Genomic DNA, 16,733 nt, shown 5'->3' on the forward strand with positions numbered 1-16,733 from the left:
GTAGTAACGGTTCCAACCGCTGACACTTACTTATTTTTCAGTATCAGAACTCCAGGGTGATGTCTGTTTTGTCGTTTCTACCGTGCTCCCACCATCCACAGCTCGCTAACAGAAACGAATAAAACAGCGCGTCCCTTTCTTCGTTTTTATTTATGTCTTTGTATCACATAAAAAGTGAACTACTTGTCATTAAGATGACGAGCTTCCAGTTCTACGCCACGAACTTTTCGTAAAACGTATACACTGTCGGCGTGTTCAGCACCACTACTCTTTGAGATAAGCTGATTATCTCTTTCTGCGGTGATTCTCCCAAATAGAGAAGTTCTGACCGCTTTATTCTGAAGAAATTATAGAACAATTGGTTTCATTTAGTCAACTTGATTGTGTTCTTGTGTTTCATGCTCTTCCGGTTCTTCATCGATCACTTCATCCCAGCGATCATTATGTAACATTTCTAATTGCGCTTCAATCAACATTTTGAAGCGCATGCGATACACCGATGCTTGTTTCTTTAACTCTTCTATTTCCAACTCAATTTTACGAGATTTCGCTAACGCGTCATTGATAATACGATCGGCGTTTTTTTCCGCTTCCCGAACGATGAGTTCCGCCTCTTTTTTTGCGTTTCTTCTCACATCTTCCGCCGATTCTTGCGCGACAAGAATCGATTTGTTTAATGTCTCTTCCATGTCAGCAAAATGTTCTAATCTTTCTTCCAGTTCATTTACTTTCGCAAACAATTCATTTTTTTCGCGAATGACCATTTCATAATCTTTAATCACTTGATCTAAAAACTCATTCACTTCATCTTCGTCGTAACCACGAAATCCTCTTGTAAATTCTTTATTATGAATATCCAATGGTGTTAATGGCAAATTGCTGCACCTCCAGCCGCTAACGGTTTTATGAGTTATGTTTCGACAACTTTTAAAGATTCCCTTTTTTTAAGTTTCAAGCATTTCTCCATAACGAATACGCAAACGACCTTTTTTCGTTTCTCCATCAATTGCAAACAGTTTTCTTCGACCAAGGCCACGAACAGATAAATAGTCGCCCGCTTCTAAAGGATAGGAAGGATCATCCATCAGTTGCCAATTTACTTTCACTCGTTTTTTTTCAATATATGGGAGTACTTTGTTGCGAGATAGATGATACATTTCAGACAGCAATGCATCCAGACGTAATGAGGATACAAATCCTGTTTTTTCTTTCCATTCTTCTTTCATTGGTAAAAGATGATGGAGTGGTTTTTCCTTTAATGTGACAGACGCTTGTCCCACTTTTTCAAGATTCGTTTGAACGAACATCGAGACTTCTTTTGTGGTGAGGAATTGAAAACAACCTTCCCCTTCAATGATATCACCAAATTTTTGACGGACTAAACCAATATTTAATAGTGCTCCTAAACAATCGCGATGGCTTAATGTAATGAATTTGTTCGGATAAATGATTTCAAATAAAACGAGTTCAAAATCTTCTTCCGTCACTTCTTCATAAAATGGATAAAGAATCGCTCGCTTTCTTTCGCTATTTGCTTGACCGCCCCAAAAGGAAAGGAACACGGTCTCATCTTTTCCAACGATCGACGATAAAATCGCCTGTTCCCTTGGATCTAAAAACTCTGTTAGTTTTCGTTCATAGCGCGTCTCTACTCCTTCTTTCCACTCTAACGCTTGTTCTACAAAAGGATGTTCTTCTTTTCGGAAATGGTCTAATATCGTCATTTCTCTCACCCGAAAAACAATGCTTGTACACCAAAGCGAGCAAAGTGAAGAGCGATAATCGCTACAATCGGTGAAATATCAATCATACCAAGAGGAGGAATAAATTTTCGAAACGGTTCCAAATAAGGCTCTACGATAGAGCCGAGCATTTGCCCAAACGAAGATTCCCTAGCATTAGGAAACCAAGACATTAAAATATAAATAATAATGACATAAGAGTAAATTTGCATACCTATTAATAATATAGCTCCAATTGCTTCCATAAGGCACCTTCCCCTTTAATCCCAATCATTTGACGATTGATGGAACACTTCTGATATCGTTCCGGTGACATCAATATTATCCGGCGTACAGAGAAAAATCCCAGTTCCTACTTTTTGTATGTCACCGCCAATAGCGTATACGGTTCCACTTAAAAAATCAACAATACGTCGTGCCTGTTCTTTTGAAACGCGGTGGGTATTTATCACTACGGCTTTTCTGTTTTTGAGGTGATCGGCAATGTCTTGCACTTCCGCGTAATCTCTCGGTTCGATCAAAATGACTTTTGTCATCTGTTGAACACTTTGTAAACTGACGACATTTTTTTCTGACGACGCTTGTCTTTCGTCTACGTTTCTATTCTCTGACTCTACTTCTACTTCTTCCTCCAACACCTCATCTTCCAATTCAAAAAAACGTCGGAATTTTGATTTGATACTCATGTCTCCTCCCCCTATTCATTCATTAATACCGAGCCGAGACGAACAATTGTAGCACCTTCTTCCACCGCAATATGATAGTCATTGGACATGCCCATCGACAGTTCTGTACATGGTGCATGCGGAAAACGTTGTGATTGTACTTCATCCCGTAATTCTCTTAAGCCTCGGAAGACCGGTCGCGTCTTTTCTGGATCTTCTTCAAAAGGAGCCATGGTCATCAGCCCAATAACTTCAATGGCAGGGTAGTCTTTTAACGATTCAATAAACGGAATGGTTTCCTCAGGTGCAAGACCAAACTTAGAAGCTTCTCCTGACACGTTGACTTGTACAAAACAACGTATTTTTTTTCCTTCTGGACATCGCTTTTGAAATTCTTTTGCGAGCGATGGACGATCTAATGAATGAAAATAATCATATTTATCAATTACTTGTTTTACTTTTCGCGATTGCAACGTCCCAATGAAATGAAAGTTTGCTTGTCCTTGAAAGGCTTCCCATTTTTCCAATGCTCCTTCCACGCGGTTTTCTCCAATGTGTTCTATCCCTGCTTCAAGAACTTCTTTTGTTTTATCGTTACCGACATACTTCGTAACGGCTACAATCGTCACTTCTTCTTTCTTTCGACCGACTTTTTCACATGCTGATTGGATGACTTGATTCACTTGCTGTAAATTTTCTTCCACCGACACTTCGTACGATCTCCTTTCTCTAACAATCCTTCCATCCGATAAAAGTCATCATTCGACCAGTGTGGCCTTGATCTCTTCGATACGAAAAAAACGTTTCTTTTTCTGAATATGTACAATATTGACTGACAGCCATGTTTTCTTTTTTGACTCCAGAGGACAGGAAAAGAAGACGATTCATTTCTTTTAAATCCAATAAATAATGAGAATCTCTCGTTTTTGTCCACGGTGCGCGTGCACCGGGCGGGAGAATAGCTTTCATTTTTTGAATGACTGTATCATCTACTTCGTATACTTTGTGAGAAATAGCCGGACCGATCACAACGTGGACCTCTGATGGATCTATTCGTTCTTCCTTCCTTAAAATCGCGATACTTTTCGGGCCAATTTGCTCGGCCGTTCCTTTCCACCCGGCGTGGAGCAAACCGATTAATTCTCGGGATGGAACGTAAATAAATAAAGGCACACAGTCCGCATAAAAACTAACGAGCAATATATTTTTTTCCGTCGTATACAATCCATCGGCTTCTCCTATCATTTTTAAGCCCAATCGGTCATCGCTCCCTTGATCACTTGTCACTTTCATTAAGCGACGCCCATGTACTTGGGTTGCTCCGCGCCATTGAGACAGTGGGAAAGATATATCAGAAGCGAGCAATTTGCGGTTCTCGTAAACAATCGTCTCATCATCCCCAGTATAGCTTGCCATATTGAAAGAATAAAACGGAGGTGTCCCTTTTCCACCTTGTCTTGTTGTCATTCCCGCCACAAGGCTTTTAGACGTAGAAAAGGGAGGGATGTTTATCGTAAAATACCGCTCGTTCTGTCGAAAAAAAGGATCATTCATAGCCGAAATTTTCCTTTCTTCTTCATCTTTTTCTCTTCTGAATGTTCTTATTTTAACACATTTTGTCTCTTTTCCATAGAAATGCGAGTGCTTTCCTTCATTCTCCTTCATTGTCATACAAATTCACTAATATGACATCGGAACCTATTTTCACTATGTTTGACCACGGAATGATGTATTCTTGATCCCGATTAAATAACGTCATCACTTTCCCTGCTCCACCAATAATGATCGCTTCGATTTGGCCTGTTTCCACGTTGATATCAATATCTCCGGCATGACCAAGTCGTTTCCCCGTATGCATATTGACGATATCTTTCGTTTGCAAGTCTGTTATTCTCATCTTCGTTTCCCCTTTTTCTCCTTTTCTTACTCTCATTGTATGTGACACCTTTTCAAAAAAGAAATGAAAAAGAGGCTGTCTAATAAGTCCTGAAAAATAAATCGAGAGTTCCTTTTAACAATCATTTAGCGCTGAAACGGCGCCATACATCGTGCATGGATTGCTTTCACAATGGTGTTTGGATCGAAACGGTGCCATGATCCATTCATAGCTTGTTTCCATAAACTATTTTTGAATGAAACGGTGGCATGAGCGATCCATGGCTTGCTTCCATTAGCTATTTTTGAATGAAACAGTGTTATGAGCCATTCATGGCCTGCTTCCATTAGCTATTTTTATATGAAACGATGGCATGACTATCCATGACTTATTTCCATCAACCATTTGGTGTTGGAAACATGCCTATTCGGCCAAGAGGCGTTTCCAGAAGCAATTTTTGATGAAGAGGTAACAAAAAAATGTCCAAAAAGTCTTCAATCATGACTTTTTGGACAGCTCCTTGTCTCTTATCACATTGTTGCTCTCCGGTTCATTTGTTTAATCGCTGCCTTTTCTAAACGCGAAACTTGTGCTTGGGAAATGCCAATTTCATCTGCCACTTCCATTTGCGTTTTTCCTTGGAAAAAGCGCATACTTAAAATTAATTTTTCTCTACTATCCAATTGGATCATCGCTTCTTCTAGCGCCAATTGATCGATCCACTTTTTATCTTGGGCGGTGTCATCACTAATTTGATCCATGACGAGAATTGGGTCACCACCATCGTTATAAATCGGTTCGAACAAGGATACAGGATCTTGAATGGAGTCCAGGGCAAATACGACTTGTTCTTTCGAAATCTCAAGCTTGGAAGCAATTTCTTGAACGGTAGGCTCTTTTTCACGATTTTCTTCTGCCATGAGTTGATCGCGAACTTGCAGTGCCTTATAAGCAATATCTCGTAACGAGCGGGAAACTCTAATGGGATTATTATCCCGCAAATATCTCCTCACTTCTCCGATAATCATAGGGACCGCATACGTAGAAAAGCGAACATTTTGTGAGAGATCGAAATTGTCAATGGATTTCATTAATCCAATACAACCTACTTGAAATAAATCATCCATGTATTCACCGCGATTATTAAAACGTTGAATCACGCTTAACACTAATCTTAAATTTCCGTTGACTAATTTTTCCCGTGCCGTGGTGTCTCCGTTTTGCATGTCACGAAAAAGTTTTCGCATCTCATCATTTTTAAGTACTGGGAGTGTAGATGTATCTACTCCACATATTTCTACCTTGCTTCGTGCCACCGTGATCCCTCCCAAGCCTTGATGTCGAGGATAAAATATCCTTCATGTATGTTCATGTTCAGTATGTCCTGAGAGAGAAAAATTATGCAGAACGAGAAACTAGGAACTGTTTGGCACCGATGCAATGGAATAGAAAAAAGCTATTTTTCGCCGACCTTTCGCACGAAAAATAGCTTTTAGGAAAATTAAACCATTTTGTTAAACTCTTTTCGCAATCGTTTGATAATTCTCTTTTCTAAACGGGAAATATAAGATTGGGAAATTCCGAGCAAATCCGCCACGTCTTTTTGGGTTTTTTCTTTGCCACCAGATAACCCAAAGCGCATTTCCATAATTTTTTTTTCCCGAGGATTTAGCACTTCCATTGATTTCCGCAGGAGACGGCGATCTACTTTATGTTCCAACCCTTTCGTAATAATATCTTCTTCTGTTCCTAAAATGTCGGATAGTAACAACTCATTTCCATCCCAATCCACATTTAACGGTTCATCAAAAGATATTTCTGAGCGCAATTTGTTTGTTCGTCGTAAATGCATAAGAATTTCATTTTCAATACAACGGGAAGCATAGGTCGCTAATTTTATTTTCTTTTCCGGGTTAAATGTATTGACAGCTTTAATTAAACCAATCGTTCCAATGCTGATTAAATCTTCAATATGAATACCGGTATTTTCAAATTTTCTGGCAATATATACGACAAGGCGTAAATTTCTTTCGATGAGGATTGAACGAGCTTCTTCATCCTCTTTCGGTAATCGCTGAATGAGATGTTCTTCTTCCTCTTTTGAAAGCGGGGGAGGCAGCGCTTCACTTCCTCCAATATAATAAAGTTCGTCCGGTTTTAAACCACACTTTTTTAACACTTTATACCAGAATAAGGTCAATTTTAATTTAAGCACTTCCCTTACCTCCTATCCCCAATTTATGCAATTGTCTCCCATGATTCATGGAATGCATCGGCAGGAAATACGATTTGAAATTCACCGGTGGAGGACAGTTCTTTTTTGTCTAAACCGATGAGGAAAGATTGAAAAGAAACGTCATGATCTTGGTCGTGCACGATAACGACGTCTGAACAGAGAGCAAGCATGATATTCATTTCATGTCCGGCCGTTCGATACGGGATCAATCGAAATCTATCTTCCCAATAGTTAAGAGAGCCCACTTCTTCCCAATTTTTTTTCGCAACGATTTCACTTAAATGGGCATACTGTCTATCCGTAAGTATTGTTTTTAATAATGACAAATTCATAATCAAGACCGGTTTTTTCGTGAATGGATCTTTTAATTGATTTCCTGTATCAATAAGTCCTATTCCTTCTATCCATTTGCCATCAATAGAAATAGATATTTTTTTATTTTTTTGGTGAGCCATTTTGCGTACTTTCATTGTTTTATCCATCCATACAAGCCCTCCCCACAATACTGGAAGAGAAAGAAAGATCAATGCTTGACGAACCGGGCTAAACAATACGGTTTGGGGAAGTGGTGCGGTTGGATGAATCGCTGACATATAAAAGGAATGAAGTCCGATGAGAATTCCCGCTGTGACAAAACTTGTCATATAAAACATGCATAACGTTTTCAGAAACATACGAAAAGAGCGATATCCAAAACCGATCCATACTAAGACGAGAGACCATACTATTTTTCCAACTGGGTGTACTAACCATTCTTCAAAAGGAGTGAGTACAATAAAAACGGTTGATGCACCAGCACTTGAAGCAATGAAAAGTCTCTTCGTGGTAATGGTTGTCTTTAAAAGACGTGCAGTACCTCGAAACAAAATGAGATGAATGCCTACATTGAGAAGAAACAAAATATCTAAGTAATATATGTATATCACCCACTCTCTTCTACCTCTTCTTGTAACCATGATTATATATGCAGTCTATTTAAAAGTCTGTCAGATTATGATAGGGATTTTAGCTTCTTTTCATCTCTTTTGTAAAATCTTCTTGTATGCAATAAAAGAGTGATTTGCCAGACTGGACAAATCACTCTTTTATTATTTCTTCTGTTACTGTTTCCGACGACGGCGATTACGTAAAAATGTCGGAATATCTAACGTATCCGGTTCTTCTTGTTTCAGTTCTTCTCTTCTCATCACGGTCGCTGCTTCTTCAGTGATTGGTCGCTCTTCCTTTTGCGTCACCGTGCGATTCGGAGCTGTGTTCGTACGGCGCTGAGAGCGAGTGCTAGCTTGTTGTTCCGGTTGCTCATCAAACCCTGTCGCGATCACAGTGACGACAATTTCATCATCTAAATTCTCATTAATAACCGAACCAAAAATCATATTTACTTCATGGTCTGCAGCACTAGATACGATTTCTGCAGCTTCATGGACTTCAAAAAGGCTTAAATTGTCTCCGCCGGTAATATTCATGAGCACTCCTTGGGCACCGTCCACAGAAGTTTCAAGTAGTGGACTTGAAATCGCTTTTTTCGCAGCTTCTGCAGCACGGTTTTCACCGGTGGCAACCCCGATGCCCATTAACGCTGAGCCTTTGTCACTCATAATTGTCTTCACATCGGCAAAGTCTAAGTTAATGAGACCTGGTACTGCAATGAGGTCCGAAATACCTTGCACCCCTTGACGAAGTACATTATCCGCTTCCCGAAAGGCTTCTAACATAGGGGTACTTTTATCTACAATTTCCAATAAGCGATCATTTGGTATGACAATCAATGTATCTACTTTTTCTTTTAACGCACTAATTCCTGCCACTGCTTGTGTCGCTCGTTTTCTACCTTCAAAAGTAAACGGTCGAGTCACAACCCCTACCGTTAAAGCGCCAATTTCCTTCGCCACTTCTGCAATGACCGGAGCAGCGCCTGTTCCGGTACCGCCACCCATTCCAGCAGTAATAAATACCATATCGGCGCCGGTGAGCGCTTCTTCAATTTGTTCTTTACTCTCTTCCGCTGCTTTTTTTCCAATCTCCGGGTTGGCCCCGGCTCCTAACCCTCGTGTTAACTTTGCCCCGAGTTGCAATTTTGTTTCCGCTTGGGAAAGCTGTAATGCTTGGGCATCCGTATTCACTGCAATGAACTCTACTCCTTGGAGTCCATGCTCAATCATGCGATTGACTGCGTTGGAACCACCGCCTCCAACACCAATTACTTTTATTTGTGCCAGCTGTTCCATATCCATTTCAAATTCCAACATTCAAGGTCCTCCTAATCGTCAAATCTTCTTTCAACCATTTTTTACTCAAAGAACACTTTGAAAAAGTTTTTCACTTTTGTTTTCATCCCCGGTCCATTGGAACTTTTCTGCTTTTTTGTCTTTTTTTCTGAAACGAGCAATTCTTCTTCGTTCTCATCTTTTGGTTGTACGGTAAATGCTGCTTCTCTAATTTGCATGTTAACGTGTTGATGAGCAAACTCAATTAACCCGACTCCTGTTGTATAAATAGGTTCACGAACTCCTATGTAATCTGGCACTGCCACTCGCACGTTATGACGCAAAATGTCTTGTGCAAGTTCTAATGCTCCTGGTAACATCACTGTACCACCTGTTAAAATATAGCCACCAGGAAGTTCCGGATAACCGAGTTTAAATAGTTCATCTTCAATAAGAATAAACATTTCTTCCATTCTAGGTTCAATTATGTGGGCAATTTCATATTGGGAATATTCTTCTGTCTCTTCACTTCCAATTGTCTGAACGTCAAAAGTTACTTCATCTAATGCTTCGTCAATATACGCATGTCCATGTTCTCTTTTTATTCGTTCTGCTTCCTCTTTCGTTGTGCGAAGTCCGACAGAAATATCATTTGTAATATGGTCACCACCAATTGGGATGACAGATGTCGCTTCTAAACGCCCTTCCCGAAAGACAGAAACAGTCGTCCCGCCTCCCCCCATATCTACTAGCGCAACTCCCAAGGATTTTTCATCTTTCGAAACCGCAACAGTACCAGCAGCAAGTGGGGATAAACAAATGTCTGCGATCGTTAAACCTGCTTTTTCCACACAACGAAGTAAATTATGTAATGCTGTTTTTGTTCCTGTAATTATGGTACCTTCCATTTCCAATCGAACCCCTAGCATTCCGCGGGGGTCATGAATACCATCGAGACCATCCACGATAAACTGCGTTGGAATAACATCGATGATTTCTCTTTCTGGAGGGACAGAAAGAACTTGCGCAGCATCAAGGACGCGCTCGATGTCTTCATTTCGTATCTCTCTATCTGTACTTGATACAGCAACAACACCATTACACGGCTCAATTTCAATGTGATTTCCGTTCACGCCGACAATGACTTGTTTAATTTCAAGTCCGACCATTCGTTCCGCTTCTTGTACTGCTTCCCGAATAGATTTTACTGTTTCATCAATATCTACGATTGCTCCTTTTTTCAATCCTGTTGATTTGGCACTGCCAACCCCGATTACTTTGAGGGACCCACTCGACATGTCTCCGATAATAACCCGAACTCCGGATGTACCGATATCAAGGCTGACGTAGATATCTTCGTTGTTCAATGTGTGGCACCTCCGTTTCATCTATTTCCTGCTTCATTTTCACACTGTTCAATTTACTCCTTCTTTCTATCATAGCATGGTTTTATACATGAGATGACGTATTTATGAGAAGTCATCGTTACGATTACTTTTCAATACTATTACAATTCCACAAACAAATAGAATTTCCTTTCAAAAAAAGTATTTTCTATTTTCCTGCAAGTTTACATGATAATCGCAAGAAGGAAAAGCATAACCTGATTTCTCGTATAAGGTTAGGAAAAAAGTATGAAAAGAAAAGCAATTACTCCATCTGTTCTTCATCTTCACTTTCTACCTCAAAGGACTCAAAATACGGACTCATTTTCATATGGAGAACGCCTGGTTCATTCGGATCAATTTCTTGCGCTACCCCTGGATATGTTGCCATATGTTCGGAAAAAGAAGCGATTGTGCTAATTACTTCAATGCCATCCGTCATGTATAGATGAACTTCTCCGTTTTTCGCCAATTGTTCCGTCAAGTGTACTTCAGAAATTCTGTTTGCTACTCCATCCCCTAATTTGCTCAACTCTTCTGTGAATGTGCGGAGAAGCGTCTCATCTGAAAATCCATGTAAAATAGGGGCTTCGGCATCAATATGACTCACCGATTGTTCTGTTAAAATCGTTCCATTTTCAAGGACTGGGATATAGCGCCCGTTCTTATCAACATACGCAATTCGCTCGTGTTCTGTAATCGTAATATGTATGGTGGATGGGAGCGATCTTTCTATATGAACATCCGCTACTTCTTCTAACTGATGGATGTTTGTCATCGCTTCCTCTTTATCAATATTCCACATACTATTTCCTATTTTGATTCCACTTTCATCAACAATCCATCGTTCATCGACATGCTCTGCACCTTCCACTGTAATATGACGAATGTGGCTGAGAGGGGATTGGAAATACACGACGAACAAAATAAGAAGAAAAAAGAAAGTGAGATAAAAAATAAGGCGACGATTGGCGCGTTTTTTTCGTTGGGATTGAAGTGCAGGTATGCGATCATCGAGAGGAATTACTTTTTTATCCGGCATTCTCTCCCCCTCCCATCTCATGAATTTGAGCGTGTCACAATTTCTACTTCCGTCTGCAACTCAATTTGAAACTCTTTTTTTACCGTTTTTTGAGCGTGTTGAATGAGCGCTAACACATCCGACGCCGATGCCTCATTTACATTGACGATAAAATTTCCGTGCATTGGTGATATTTGGGCACCGCCAATTTGGAATCCTTTTAATCCGGCTTTTTCAATCAGCGCTCCCGCATGGTGGGGAAGTGGGTTACGAAATACACTTCCGGCGCAAGGATGATCCCACGGTTGTGTTTCGCGACGATATTCTTTATGCTTTTTCATTTCTTTTACAACCGTTTCTTTCTCTCCTTTTTTTAATTGTAAACGGGCTTCCACACAAATCCCCTTCTCTTTTTGCAGACACGATGTTCGATAGGAGTAGTCCATTTCCTTATTGGATAGCCAAAGGAGCCTACCGTCCGGATAAAGGATGCGAGCTTCCAGTAAAATTTGGGACATGTCTGAGCCGTGTGCTCCAGCGTTCATGAAAACTGCTCCACCTACCGAACCAGGAATTCCTCCTGCAAATTCCAAACCGGAAAGACCTTTCATGCTAATAACGGTAGCGAGACGAACAAGGGGAAAACCCGCTCCAACACGAACCACTTCATCGTTTATCTCCAAATGATCTAAATGTTTTCCAATCTTAAAGACGACCCCTTCAATGCCTCGATCATCTACTAATAAATTGGAACCGCGACCAATAGCGCGCCATGGCAAATCGTTCGATTGAATAATCTCCATCGCTCGAACGAGCCCTTCCACGCTATCCGGTTCAACGAAAATATCGGCCGGACCTCCAATTTTCCAAGTTGTATGATGTTTTAAAAGCTCTTTAGTTCGCACACTACCAACGTTTGCTTTTTTTAATTCATCTACAATCCTTTGCACACTTCTCACTCCCACCTTATTTTGAAGGAGTTATCAATTCCTCCATTAGTTGATACATTTTCTGAGCAGCTTCGGGATAAGCCAATTGTAATGATCTTTGATGCATCAACTTCCATTTTTTTTCATCTGATAAAATTTTGTCGATATCTTGTAATAGCACTTTCCCATTTATTTCATGTTCTTTTCGTAAAATGGCCGCTTTTTGATCGCTCAATGTTTTTGCATTTTTTTCTTGATGATTGTTCGTGACGTATGGGCTTGGAATCAAAATGGCAGGTAATCCAAGGGCGGTAATTTCCGCCAGCGTCGTCGCCCCCGCGCGAGCCACAATTAAATCAGCATGTCGCAACACGGCTGGCATCTCATGAATAAAAGGTTTAATGACCACATTTTTTGGATTTCCGACTTCTTCAACTTCCAATATAATTTTATCATAGTGAATAGAACCAGTTATATATAAAAATTGCCACTCCTTCTCTTTCACATGAGGAAGAGCTTCAATAAAAGCGTCGTTGATTGGGCGAGCTCCCCTACTTCCTCCGACAATGACGACCGTCTTCTTTTTCGTAGACAAACCGATTGCTTCAAAAGGATTATCCCCTCGTGCATGGATCACCTCTGATGCTCGTGGGTTACCTGTTACTACTACTTTTTCTTTAGGAAAATAAGATGCCGATTCACGAAAAGAAACGGCAACCCGATCGACGTAGCGGCTTAAAAATTTGTTGGTGAGGCCCGGCACGCTATTTTGTTCGTGGATAATCGTTGGCACCCCCATTTTCGCTGCCGCATAGACGACTGGTCCTGCCACATATCCACCTGTGCCAATGACGATGTCTGCTTGAAAAGAAGCGATCAGTTTCCTCGCACGTTTGATGGCACGTAAAAAACGCCACACCGTCCGAACGTTGTGAAAAGATATCTTACGCTTGAAACCACTAATGTTGATTGTTTGAAAGGGGATGTTTGCCCGTGGTACAATGTCACTTTCCAATCCATTTTCTGTTCCGACGTACAAAAATTGTGCGTCGGAATTGAATCTTTTCATTTCCTTGATGAGGGCTAAGGCAGGATAAATATGACCACCTGTACCGCCCCCGGTAACGATTACTTTCATAGTATCCTCCTACTTAAGAAACGCGCATTCGATGTCGAGTAATATTTAATACGATCCCTACAGCTAATAACATCAAAGTTAGCGATGAGCCTCCATAGCTCAAAAATGGTAGCGTAATTCCTGTCACCGGAAACAACCCGATAACCACTCCGATATTTATCATTACTTGAATAAAGATAACACCGGTGACACCAATGGCCAAAAAAGAACCGAATAAATCCGGTGCATGTAAAGCAGTCACCACTCCGCGCCACAACACCATTCCAAATAATACGAGCACGAAAGCACCACCAATAAATCCGGTCTCTTCCGCCAAAATAGAGAAAATAAAATCGGTTTGAGGCTCTGGCAAATAGTAAAATTTTTGCCGGCTTTCCCCAAATCCGAGTCCAAATAATCCGCCTGGACCGACAGCGTAGAGAGATTGTATGATTTGAAACCCTGTATTTAACGGGTCGGACCACGGATCTATAAACGAAGTAATCCGCGCCATTCGATAAGGAGCAGAAACGATAAGAAATACAAATCCCGCCACTCCTATCAAACCTAAGTAAATAAAATGAAGGATTTTTGCCCCGGCTGCAAATAATAGCACGAAACAAGTCCCAAGCATCACTGTCCCTGTGCCGAGATCCGGCTGTAACATGATTAAACCAAAAGCAAGAAACATGAGCATTAACGCTGGCAACATCCCTTTTCTAAAATGAGTCATCCATCGTTGACGAAGTACGATATAATGGGATAAAAAAATAATCATTCCTAGTTTCATAAACTCTGCCGGTTGAATGGAAAATGCACCAACACCAATCCAGCTCCGCGCACCACCGCGAACAATTCCTATTCCGGGGATTAAGACAAGTATAACTAGCGCAAAGCATACAATTAAGATCACAACAGACCAACGTTGCCAAGTCCAATAATCGATATAAGATATCCCAATCATGAGCGCAACCCCTGTCCCGGCAAATAACAGTTGTCTCTTAACAAAGTAAAATGGATCGTTTTCTAAATGCATCCCCCAAGCAGAACTTGCACTATACACCGTTAACATCCCTATTACTAAAAGGCAAAGAACAGCTGTAAATAATAGGACATCGAAGGAACGTCGACCCTCCATATCTGTTCACCTCATCTAAAAAACCAATGGTTCTTTTCTTTTCAATGTATGCAAAAATGAAGTGAACATGCTTATATTCTTATGAACCCGCTAATTGTTGAACAGCGTGAATAAAGGTTTTCCCTCTTTCTTCAAAGGTGTTGAATTGATCCCAACTAGCGCAAGCCGGTGACAGCAAAACAATATCTCCCTTTGTTGAGTAAGAAAAAGCTTCTTTCACCGCTTCTTCTAATGTTTCGGTCGTTTTCACCCTAGGAACATTTGCCTTTACTGCTGTTGCTTTTAATTGTTCCTTCGTCTCACCATAAAATACTGCTGCTTTCACATGAGCAAGGGAAGGGATAAGCGGTGAAAAATCTACCCCGCGATCTAATCCTCCCCCAATTAACACAATTGGGTCGGAAAAAGCAGTTAATGCTTTTTCTGTCGATTCAATATTCGTTGCTTTTGAGTCATTGTATACTTTCCTACCAGCCACATTTCCTACATATTGGAGACGATGTTCCACCCCTTGAAATGTGCGTAGTACTTGTTGAATAGAAGAAAGGCTTGCGCCATGAAGAAGACTTGCACAGATTGCGGCAAGCATATTTTCTTCATTGTGGGCTCCGGGTAAAGAGACTTCTTCTATCTCCATTACTTTTTTTCCTTGAAAATAAAAAGCGCCGTTCTCTTTATACCCACCGTTGTTGATTTTTTTTGCTAAAGAAAAAGGGAGTAACTTCCCTTTCGCATCTTTCACTAACCTACTAACCGCTGGGTCATCCGCGTTATAAATAATCGTATCCTTTGCGGTCATCCGTTGAAAAATCTTGGCTTTGGACATTTCATAATCTTCCCTCGTCCCGTGATAATCAAGGTGGGCATCCGAAATGTTTAGAAGGATAGCCGTTTTAGGGTGAAAAAATTGCGTACCTTTGAGTTGAAAACTAGACACCTCCGTGACCATCACTTCATCTTCTTTTACGTTCTTTGCTACATCGGAGGCGACAAGACCTATGTTTCCAGCAAGATGCGGGTGGCAATTTCCTTCTTTTAACATGTGATAAATTAACGTGGTTGTCGTTGTTTTTCCGTTTGTCCCGGTAATTGCTACAATCTCCCCTTTACAAACGAAACTTGCTAACTCGATTTCCGTGACAACGGGAATTCCTTGTTTCTGCGCTTCTTGAACGAGAGGGTTGTGATACGGAATCCCTGGATTTTTGACGACATAATCCCACGATCTTTCCATGAGAGACCGGGGATGACCTCCGGAAACAATGTCTACATTTTTTTGCATAAGATGACGCGCTTCTTCTGTATGAGTGATGTCTTTCGCATCATTAACCGTTACATGTGCCCCTAACTTTAATAATAGTAAAGCAGCATGATAGCCACTTTTTGCAAGCCCTAAGACGAGCACATGTTTTCCTTGAAACCAATGTTTATCCATCATACCCACACCTCAATGTATATACCGAACACGGCACAAACGAGTCCGGCAATCCAAAAAGTAACAACCACCCGCCACTCCGACCAACCTGATAATTCAAAATGATGGTGAAGCGGACTCATTTTAAAAATTCGTTTTCCACTGGATTTATAAGAAATTACTTGGATGATGACCGACAGCGTTTCAACAACAAAGATTCCTCCAATGATAACGAGGATGAGCTCCATCTTTGTGACAATCGCAATGGCAGCAATGGCACCACCTAGTGCAAGAGAACCGGTATCCCCCATAAATACTTTGGCAGGATGGGCATTAAACACTAAAAATCCGAGCAGTGCACCAACGATTGTCGCTGAAAAGACAGCAACTTCTATCATTCCGATATGCCATGCCAATAAGGCATAAGCTCCAAAGGCAATCGCACCGCATCCAGCGAGCAATCCATCTAATCCATCCGTTAAATTCACAGCGTTAGAGGAACCGACGAGCATAAAAATGACGAGTATATAATAGAGAATTCCAATGTCTACTCCCAAACTTGTGCCTGGTACGTACACGTGAGTGTCAAATCCCGTCCGATGCAATATAAAGAAAAAAAGGAGAGAAATAATCAGTTGCCCGATCAATTTCTGCTTCGAAGTTAATCCGAGATTTCTTTTCCATTTTATTTTAATAAAATCGTCAAGAAATCCTACGAATCCAAAACCTAATGTAACAAATAACAAAAGAATGACTTCTGTTGTAAATGAGAGAACAAATCCTTGGATGACGATGGTTGTCACCAACAAGGCAAAAAGAATCATAATGCCCCCCATGGTTGGGGTACCGCCTTTTTTTAAATGCGTTTTTGGTCCATCTTCCCGAATACTTTGCCCAAATTTTAACTGTTTTAACATGGGAAGGAAGAATGGCGCAACTATGACAGTCACAAAAAAAGCGAGGGCAAGTGCCCAAAATGTCGTCGCAGCCACATCGCTTCCTC

19 protein-coding genes and 1 other annotated feature (1 of these 20 running past the window's edge) are annotated in these 16,733 nt (G+C 40.8%); all 19 genes read right to left on the reverse strand.

Annotation, left to right across the window (positions count from 1 at the left end; all coding sequences use genetic code 11):
- Positions 1 to 150: a binding site (T-box leader), on the reverse strand; it reaches 70 nt to the left of the window's first position.
- 218 nt (positions 151 to 368) lie between these two features.
- The 19 genes from GJS40_RS13485 to mraY all read right to left on the reverse strand — a co-directional run bounded on the left by GJS40_RS13485 (position 369) and on the right by mraY (position 16,722).
- Positions 369 to 875, reverse strand: a complete 507-nt coding sequence (locus tag GJS40_RS13485) for a DivIVA domain-containing protein (RefSeq protein ID WP_270898375.1) — start codon at positions 873 to 875, stop codon at positions 369 to 371.
- A 69-nt stretch (positions 876 to 944) separates the two neighbouring features.
- Entirely contained in the window at positions 945 to 1,724 is a 780-nt protein-coding gene (locus tag GJS40_RS13490; RefSeq protein ID WP_270898376.1) for a YlmH family RNA-binding protein, read from the reverse strand.
- Between the two features lie 5 nt (positions 1,725 to 1,729).
- The gene (locus GJS40_RS13495) at positions 1,730 to 1,987 is read right to left on the reverse strand and encodes a YggT family protein (protein WP_270898377.1); all 258 of its coding nucleotides are present in this window, start codon (positions 1,985 to 1,987) and stop codon (positions 1,730 to 1,732) included.
- 15 nt (positions 1,988 to 2,002) lie between these two features.
- Positions 2,003 to 2,428, reverse strand: a complete 426-nt coding sequence (locus GJS40_RS13500) for a cell division protein SepF (RefSeq protein WP_270898378.1) — start codon at positions 2,426 to 2,428, stop codon at positions 2,003 to 2,005.
- A gap of 11 nt (positions 2,429 to 2,439) precedes the next feature.
- Positions 2,440 to 3,117 carry a YggS family pyridoxal phosphate-dependent enzyme gene (locus GJS40_RS13505; protein ID WP_270898379.1) on the reverse strand — a complete coding sequence of 226 codons (678 nt, stop codon included), beginning with the start codon at positions 3,115 to 3,117 and terminating at the stop codon, positions 2,440 to 2,442.
- Positions 3,118 to 3,136: 19 nt separating this feature from the next.
- Complete coding sequence (gene pgeF, locus GJS40_RS13510; RefSeq protein WP_270898380.1) at positions 3,137 to 3,961, reverse strand: peptidoglycan editing factor PgeF; 825 nt, start codon at positions 3,959 to 3,961, stop codon at positions 3,137 to 3,139.
- Positions 3,962 to 4,058: 97 nt separating this feature from the next.
- Complete coding sequence (locus tag GJS40_RS13515; RefSeq protein WP_270898381.1) at positions 4,059 to 4,340, reverse strand: YlmC/YmxH family sporulation protein; 282 nt, start codon at positions 4,338 to 4,340, stop codon at positions 4,059 to 4,061.
- Positions 4,341 to 4,429: 89 nt separating this feature from the next.
- Positions 4,430 to 4,630, reverse strand: a complete 201-nt coding sequence (locus GJS40_RS13520; protein WP_270898382.1) for a hypothetical protein — start codon at positions 4,628 to 4,630, stop codon at positions 4,430 to 4,432.
- 183 nt (positions 4,631 to 4,813) lie between these two features.
- Positions 4,814 to 5,599, reverse strand: coding sequence for an RNA polymerase sporulation sigma factor SigG (gene sigG / locus GJS40_RS13525; protein WP_333723945.1), 786 nt, complete (start codon positions 5,597 to 5,599; stop codon positions 4,814 to 4,816).
- A gap of 185 nt (positions 5,600 to 5,784) precedes the next feature.
- Positions 5,785 to 6,498, reverse strand: a complete 714-nt coding sequence (gene sigE, locus GJS40_RS13530; RefSeq protein WP_270898383.1) for an RNA polymerase sporulation sigma factor SigE — start codon at positions 6,496 to 6,498, stop codon at positions 5,785 to 5,787.
- A 23-nt stretch (positions 6,499 to 6,521) separates the two neighbouring features.
- Positions 6,522 to 7,445, reverse strand: coding sequence for a sigma-E processing peptidase SpoIIGA (locus GJS40_RS13535; RefSeq protein ID WP_270898384.1), 924 nt, complete (start codon positions 7,443 to 7,445; stop codon positions 6,522 to 6,524).
- Between the two features lie 174 nt (positions 7,446 to 7,619).
- Positions 7,620 to 8,768 carry a cell division protein FtsZ gene (gene ftsZ / locus GJS40_RS13540; RefSeq protein WP_270898385.1) on the reverse strand — a complete coding sequence of 383 codons (1,149 nt, stop codon included), beginning with the start codon at positions 8,766 to 8,768 and terminating at the stop codon, positions 7,620 to 7,622.
- Positions 8,769 to 8,809: 41 nt separating this feature from the next.
- Positions 8,810 to 10,093, reverse strand: a complete 1,284-nt coding sequence (ftsA, locus tag GJS40_RS13545; protein ID WP_270898386.1) for a cell division protein FtsA — start codon at positions 10,091 to 10,093, stop codon at positions 8,810 to 8,812.
- Positions 10,094 to 10,376: 283 nt separating this feature from the next.
- A complete protein-coding gene (locus GJS40_RS13550) occupies positions 10,377 to 11,153 on the reverse strand; it encodes a cell division protein FtsQ/DivIB (RefSeq protein ID WP_270898387.1) in 777 nt (258 codons plus the stop codon).
- Between the two features lie 17 nt (positions 11,154 to 11,170).
- Positions 11,171 to 12,082, reverse strand: a complete 912-nt coding sequence (murB, locus tag GJS40_RS13555; protein ID WP_270898388.1) for a UDP-N-acetylmuramate dehydrogenase — start codon at positions 12,080 to 12,082, stop codon at positions 11,171 to 11,173.
- A gap of 16 nt (positions 12,083 to 12,098) precedes the next feature.
- Complete coding sequence (gene murG, locus GJS40_RS13560; protein WP_270898389.1) at positions 12,099 to 13,199, reverse strand: undecaprenyldiphospho-muramoylpentapeptide beta-N-acetylglucosaminyltransferase; 1,101 nt, start codon at positions 13,197 to 13,199, stop codon at positions 12,099 to 12,101.
- A gap of 13 nt (positions 13,200 to 13,212) precedes the next feature.
- Positions 13,213 to 14,316 (reverse strand): stage V sporulation protein E, encoded by a 1,104-nt coding sequence (gene spoVE, locus GJS40_RS13565; protein WP_270898390.1) that lies wholly within the window; start codon positions 14,314 to 14,316, stop codon positions 13,213 to 13,215.
- 79 nt (positions 14,317 to 14,395) lie between these two features.
- On the reverse strand, positions 14,396 to 15,754 hold the full coding sequence (gene murD / locus GJS40_RS13570) for a UDP-N-acetylmuramoyl-L-alanine--D-glutamate ligase (protein ID WP_270898391.1): 1,359 nt from the start codon (positions 15,752 to 15,754) through the stop codon (positions 14,396 to 14,398).
- Entirely contained in the window at positions 15,751 to 16,722 is a 972-nt protein-coding gene (gene mraY / locus GJS40_RS13575) for a phospho-N-acetylmuramoyl-pentapeptide-transferase (RefSeq protein WP_270898392.1), read from the reverse strand. Before mraY ends, murD begins: the two co-directional genes overlap by 4 nt.
- Positions 16,723 to 16,733 lie beyond the last annotated feature (11 nt).

This window comes from Aliibacillus thermotolerans, from assembly GCF_027853235.1.
Classification (GTDB): domain Bacteria; phylum Bacillota; class Bacilli; order Bacillales; family Marinococcaceae; genus Aliibacillus; species Aliibacillus thermotolerans.

Excerpts from the sequence above, each read along its gene's own strand:
- GJS40_RS13490 (WP_270898376.1), bottom strand. The coding sequence starts at position 1,724 with ATGACGATATTAGACCATTTCCGAAAAGAAGAACATCCTTTTGTAGAA.
- GJS40_RS13495 (WP_270898377.1), bottom strand. The coding sequence starts at position 1,987 with ATGGAAGCAATTGGAGCTATATTATTAATAGGTATGCAAATTTACTCT.
- GJS40_RS13500 (WP_270898378.1), bottom strand. The coding sequence starts at position 2,428 with ATGAGTATCAAATCAAAATTCCGACGTTTTTTTGAATTGGAAGATGAG.
- pgeF (WP_270898380.1), bottom strand. The coding sequence starts at position 3,961 with ATGAATGATCCTTTTTTTCGACAGAACGAGCGGTATTTTACGATAAAC.
- GJS40_RS13515 (WP_270898381.1), bottom strand. The coding sequence starts at position 4,340 with ATGAGAGTAAGAAAAGGAGAAAAAGGGGAAACGAAGATGAGAATAACA.
- GJS40_RS13520 (WP_270898382.1), bottom strand. The coding sequence starts at position 4,630 with ATGGAAGCAGGCCATGAATGGCTCATAACACTGTTTCATTCAAAAATA.
- ftsZ (WP_270898385.1), bottom strand. The coding sequence starts at position 8,768 with ATGTTGGAATTTGAAATGGATATGGAACAGCTGGCACAAATAAAAGTA.
- GJS40_RS13550 (WP_270898387.1), bottom strand. The coding sequence starts at position 11,153 with ATGCCGGATAAAAAAGTAATTCCTCTCGATGATCGCATACCTGCACTT.
- murG (WP_270898389.1), bottom strand. The coding sequence starts at position 13,199 with ATGAAAGTAATCGTTACCGGGGGCGGTACAGGTGGTCATATTTATCCT.
- spoVE (WP_270898390.1), bottom strand. The coding sequence starts at position 14,316 with ATGGAGGGTCGACGTTCCTTCGATGTCCTATTATTTACAGCTGTTCTT.
- murD (WP_270898391.1), bottom strand. The coding sequence starts at position 15,754 with ATGATGGATAAACATTGGTTTCAAGGAAAACATGTGCTCGTCTTAGGG.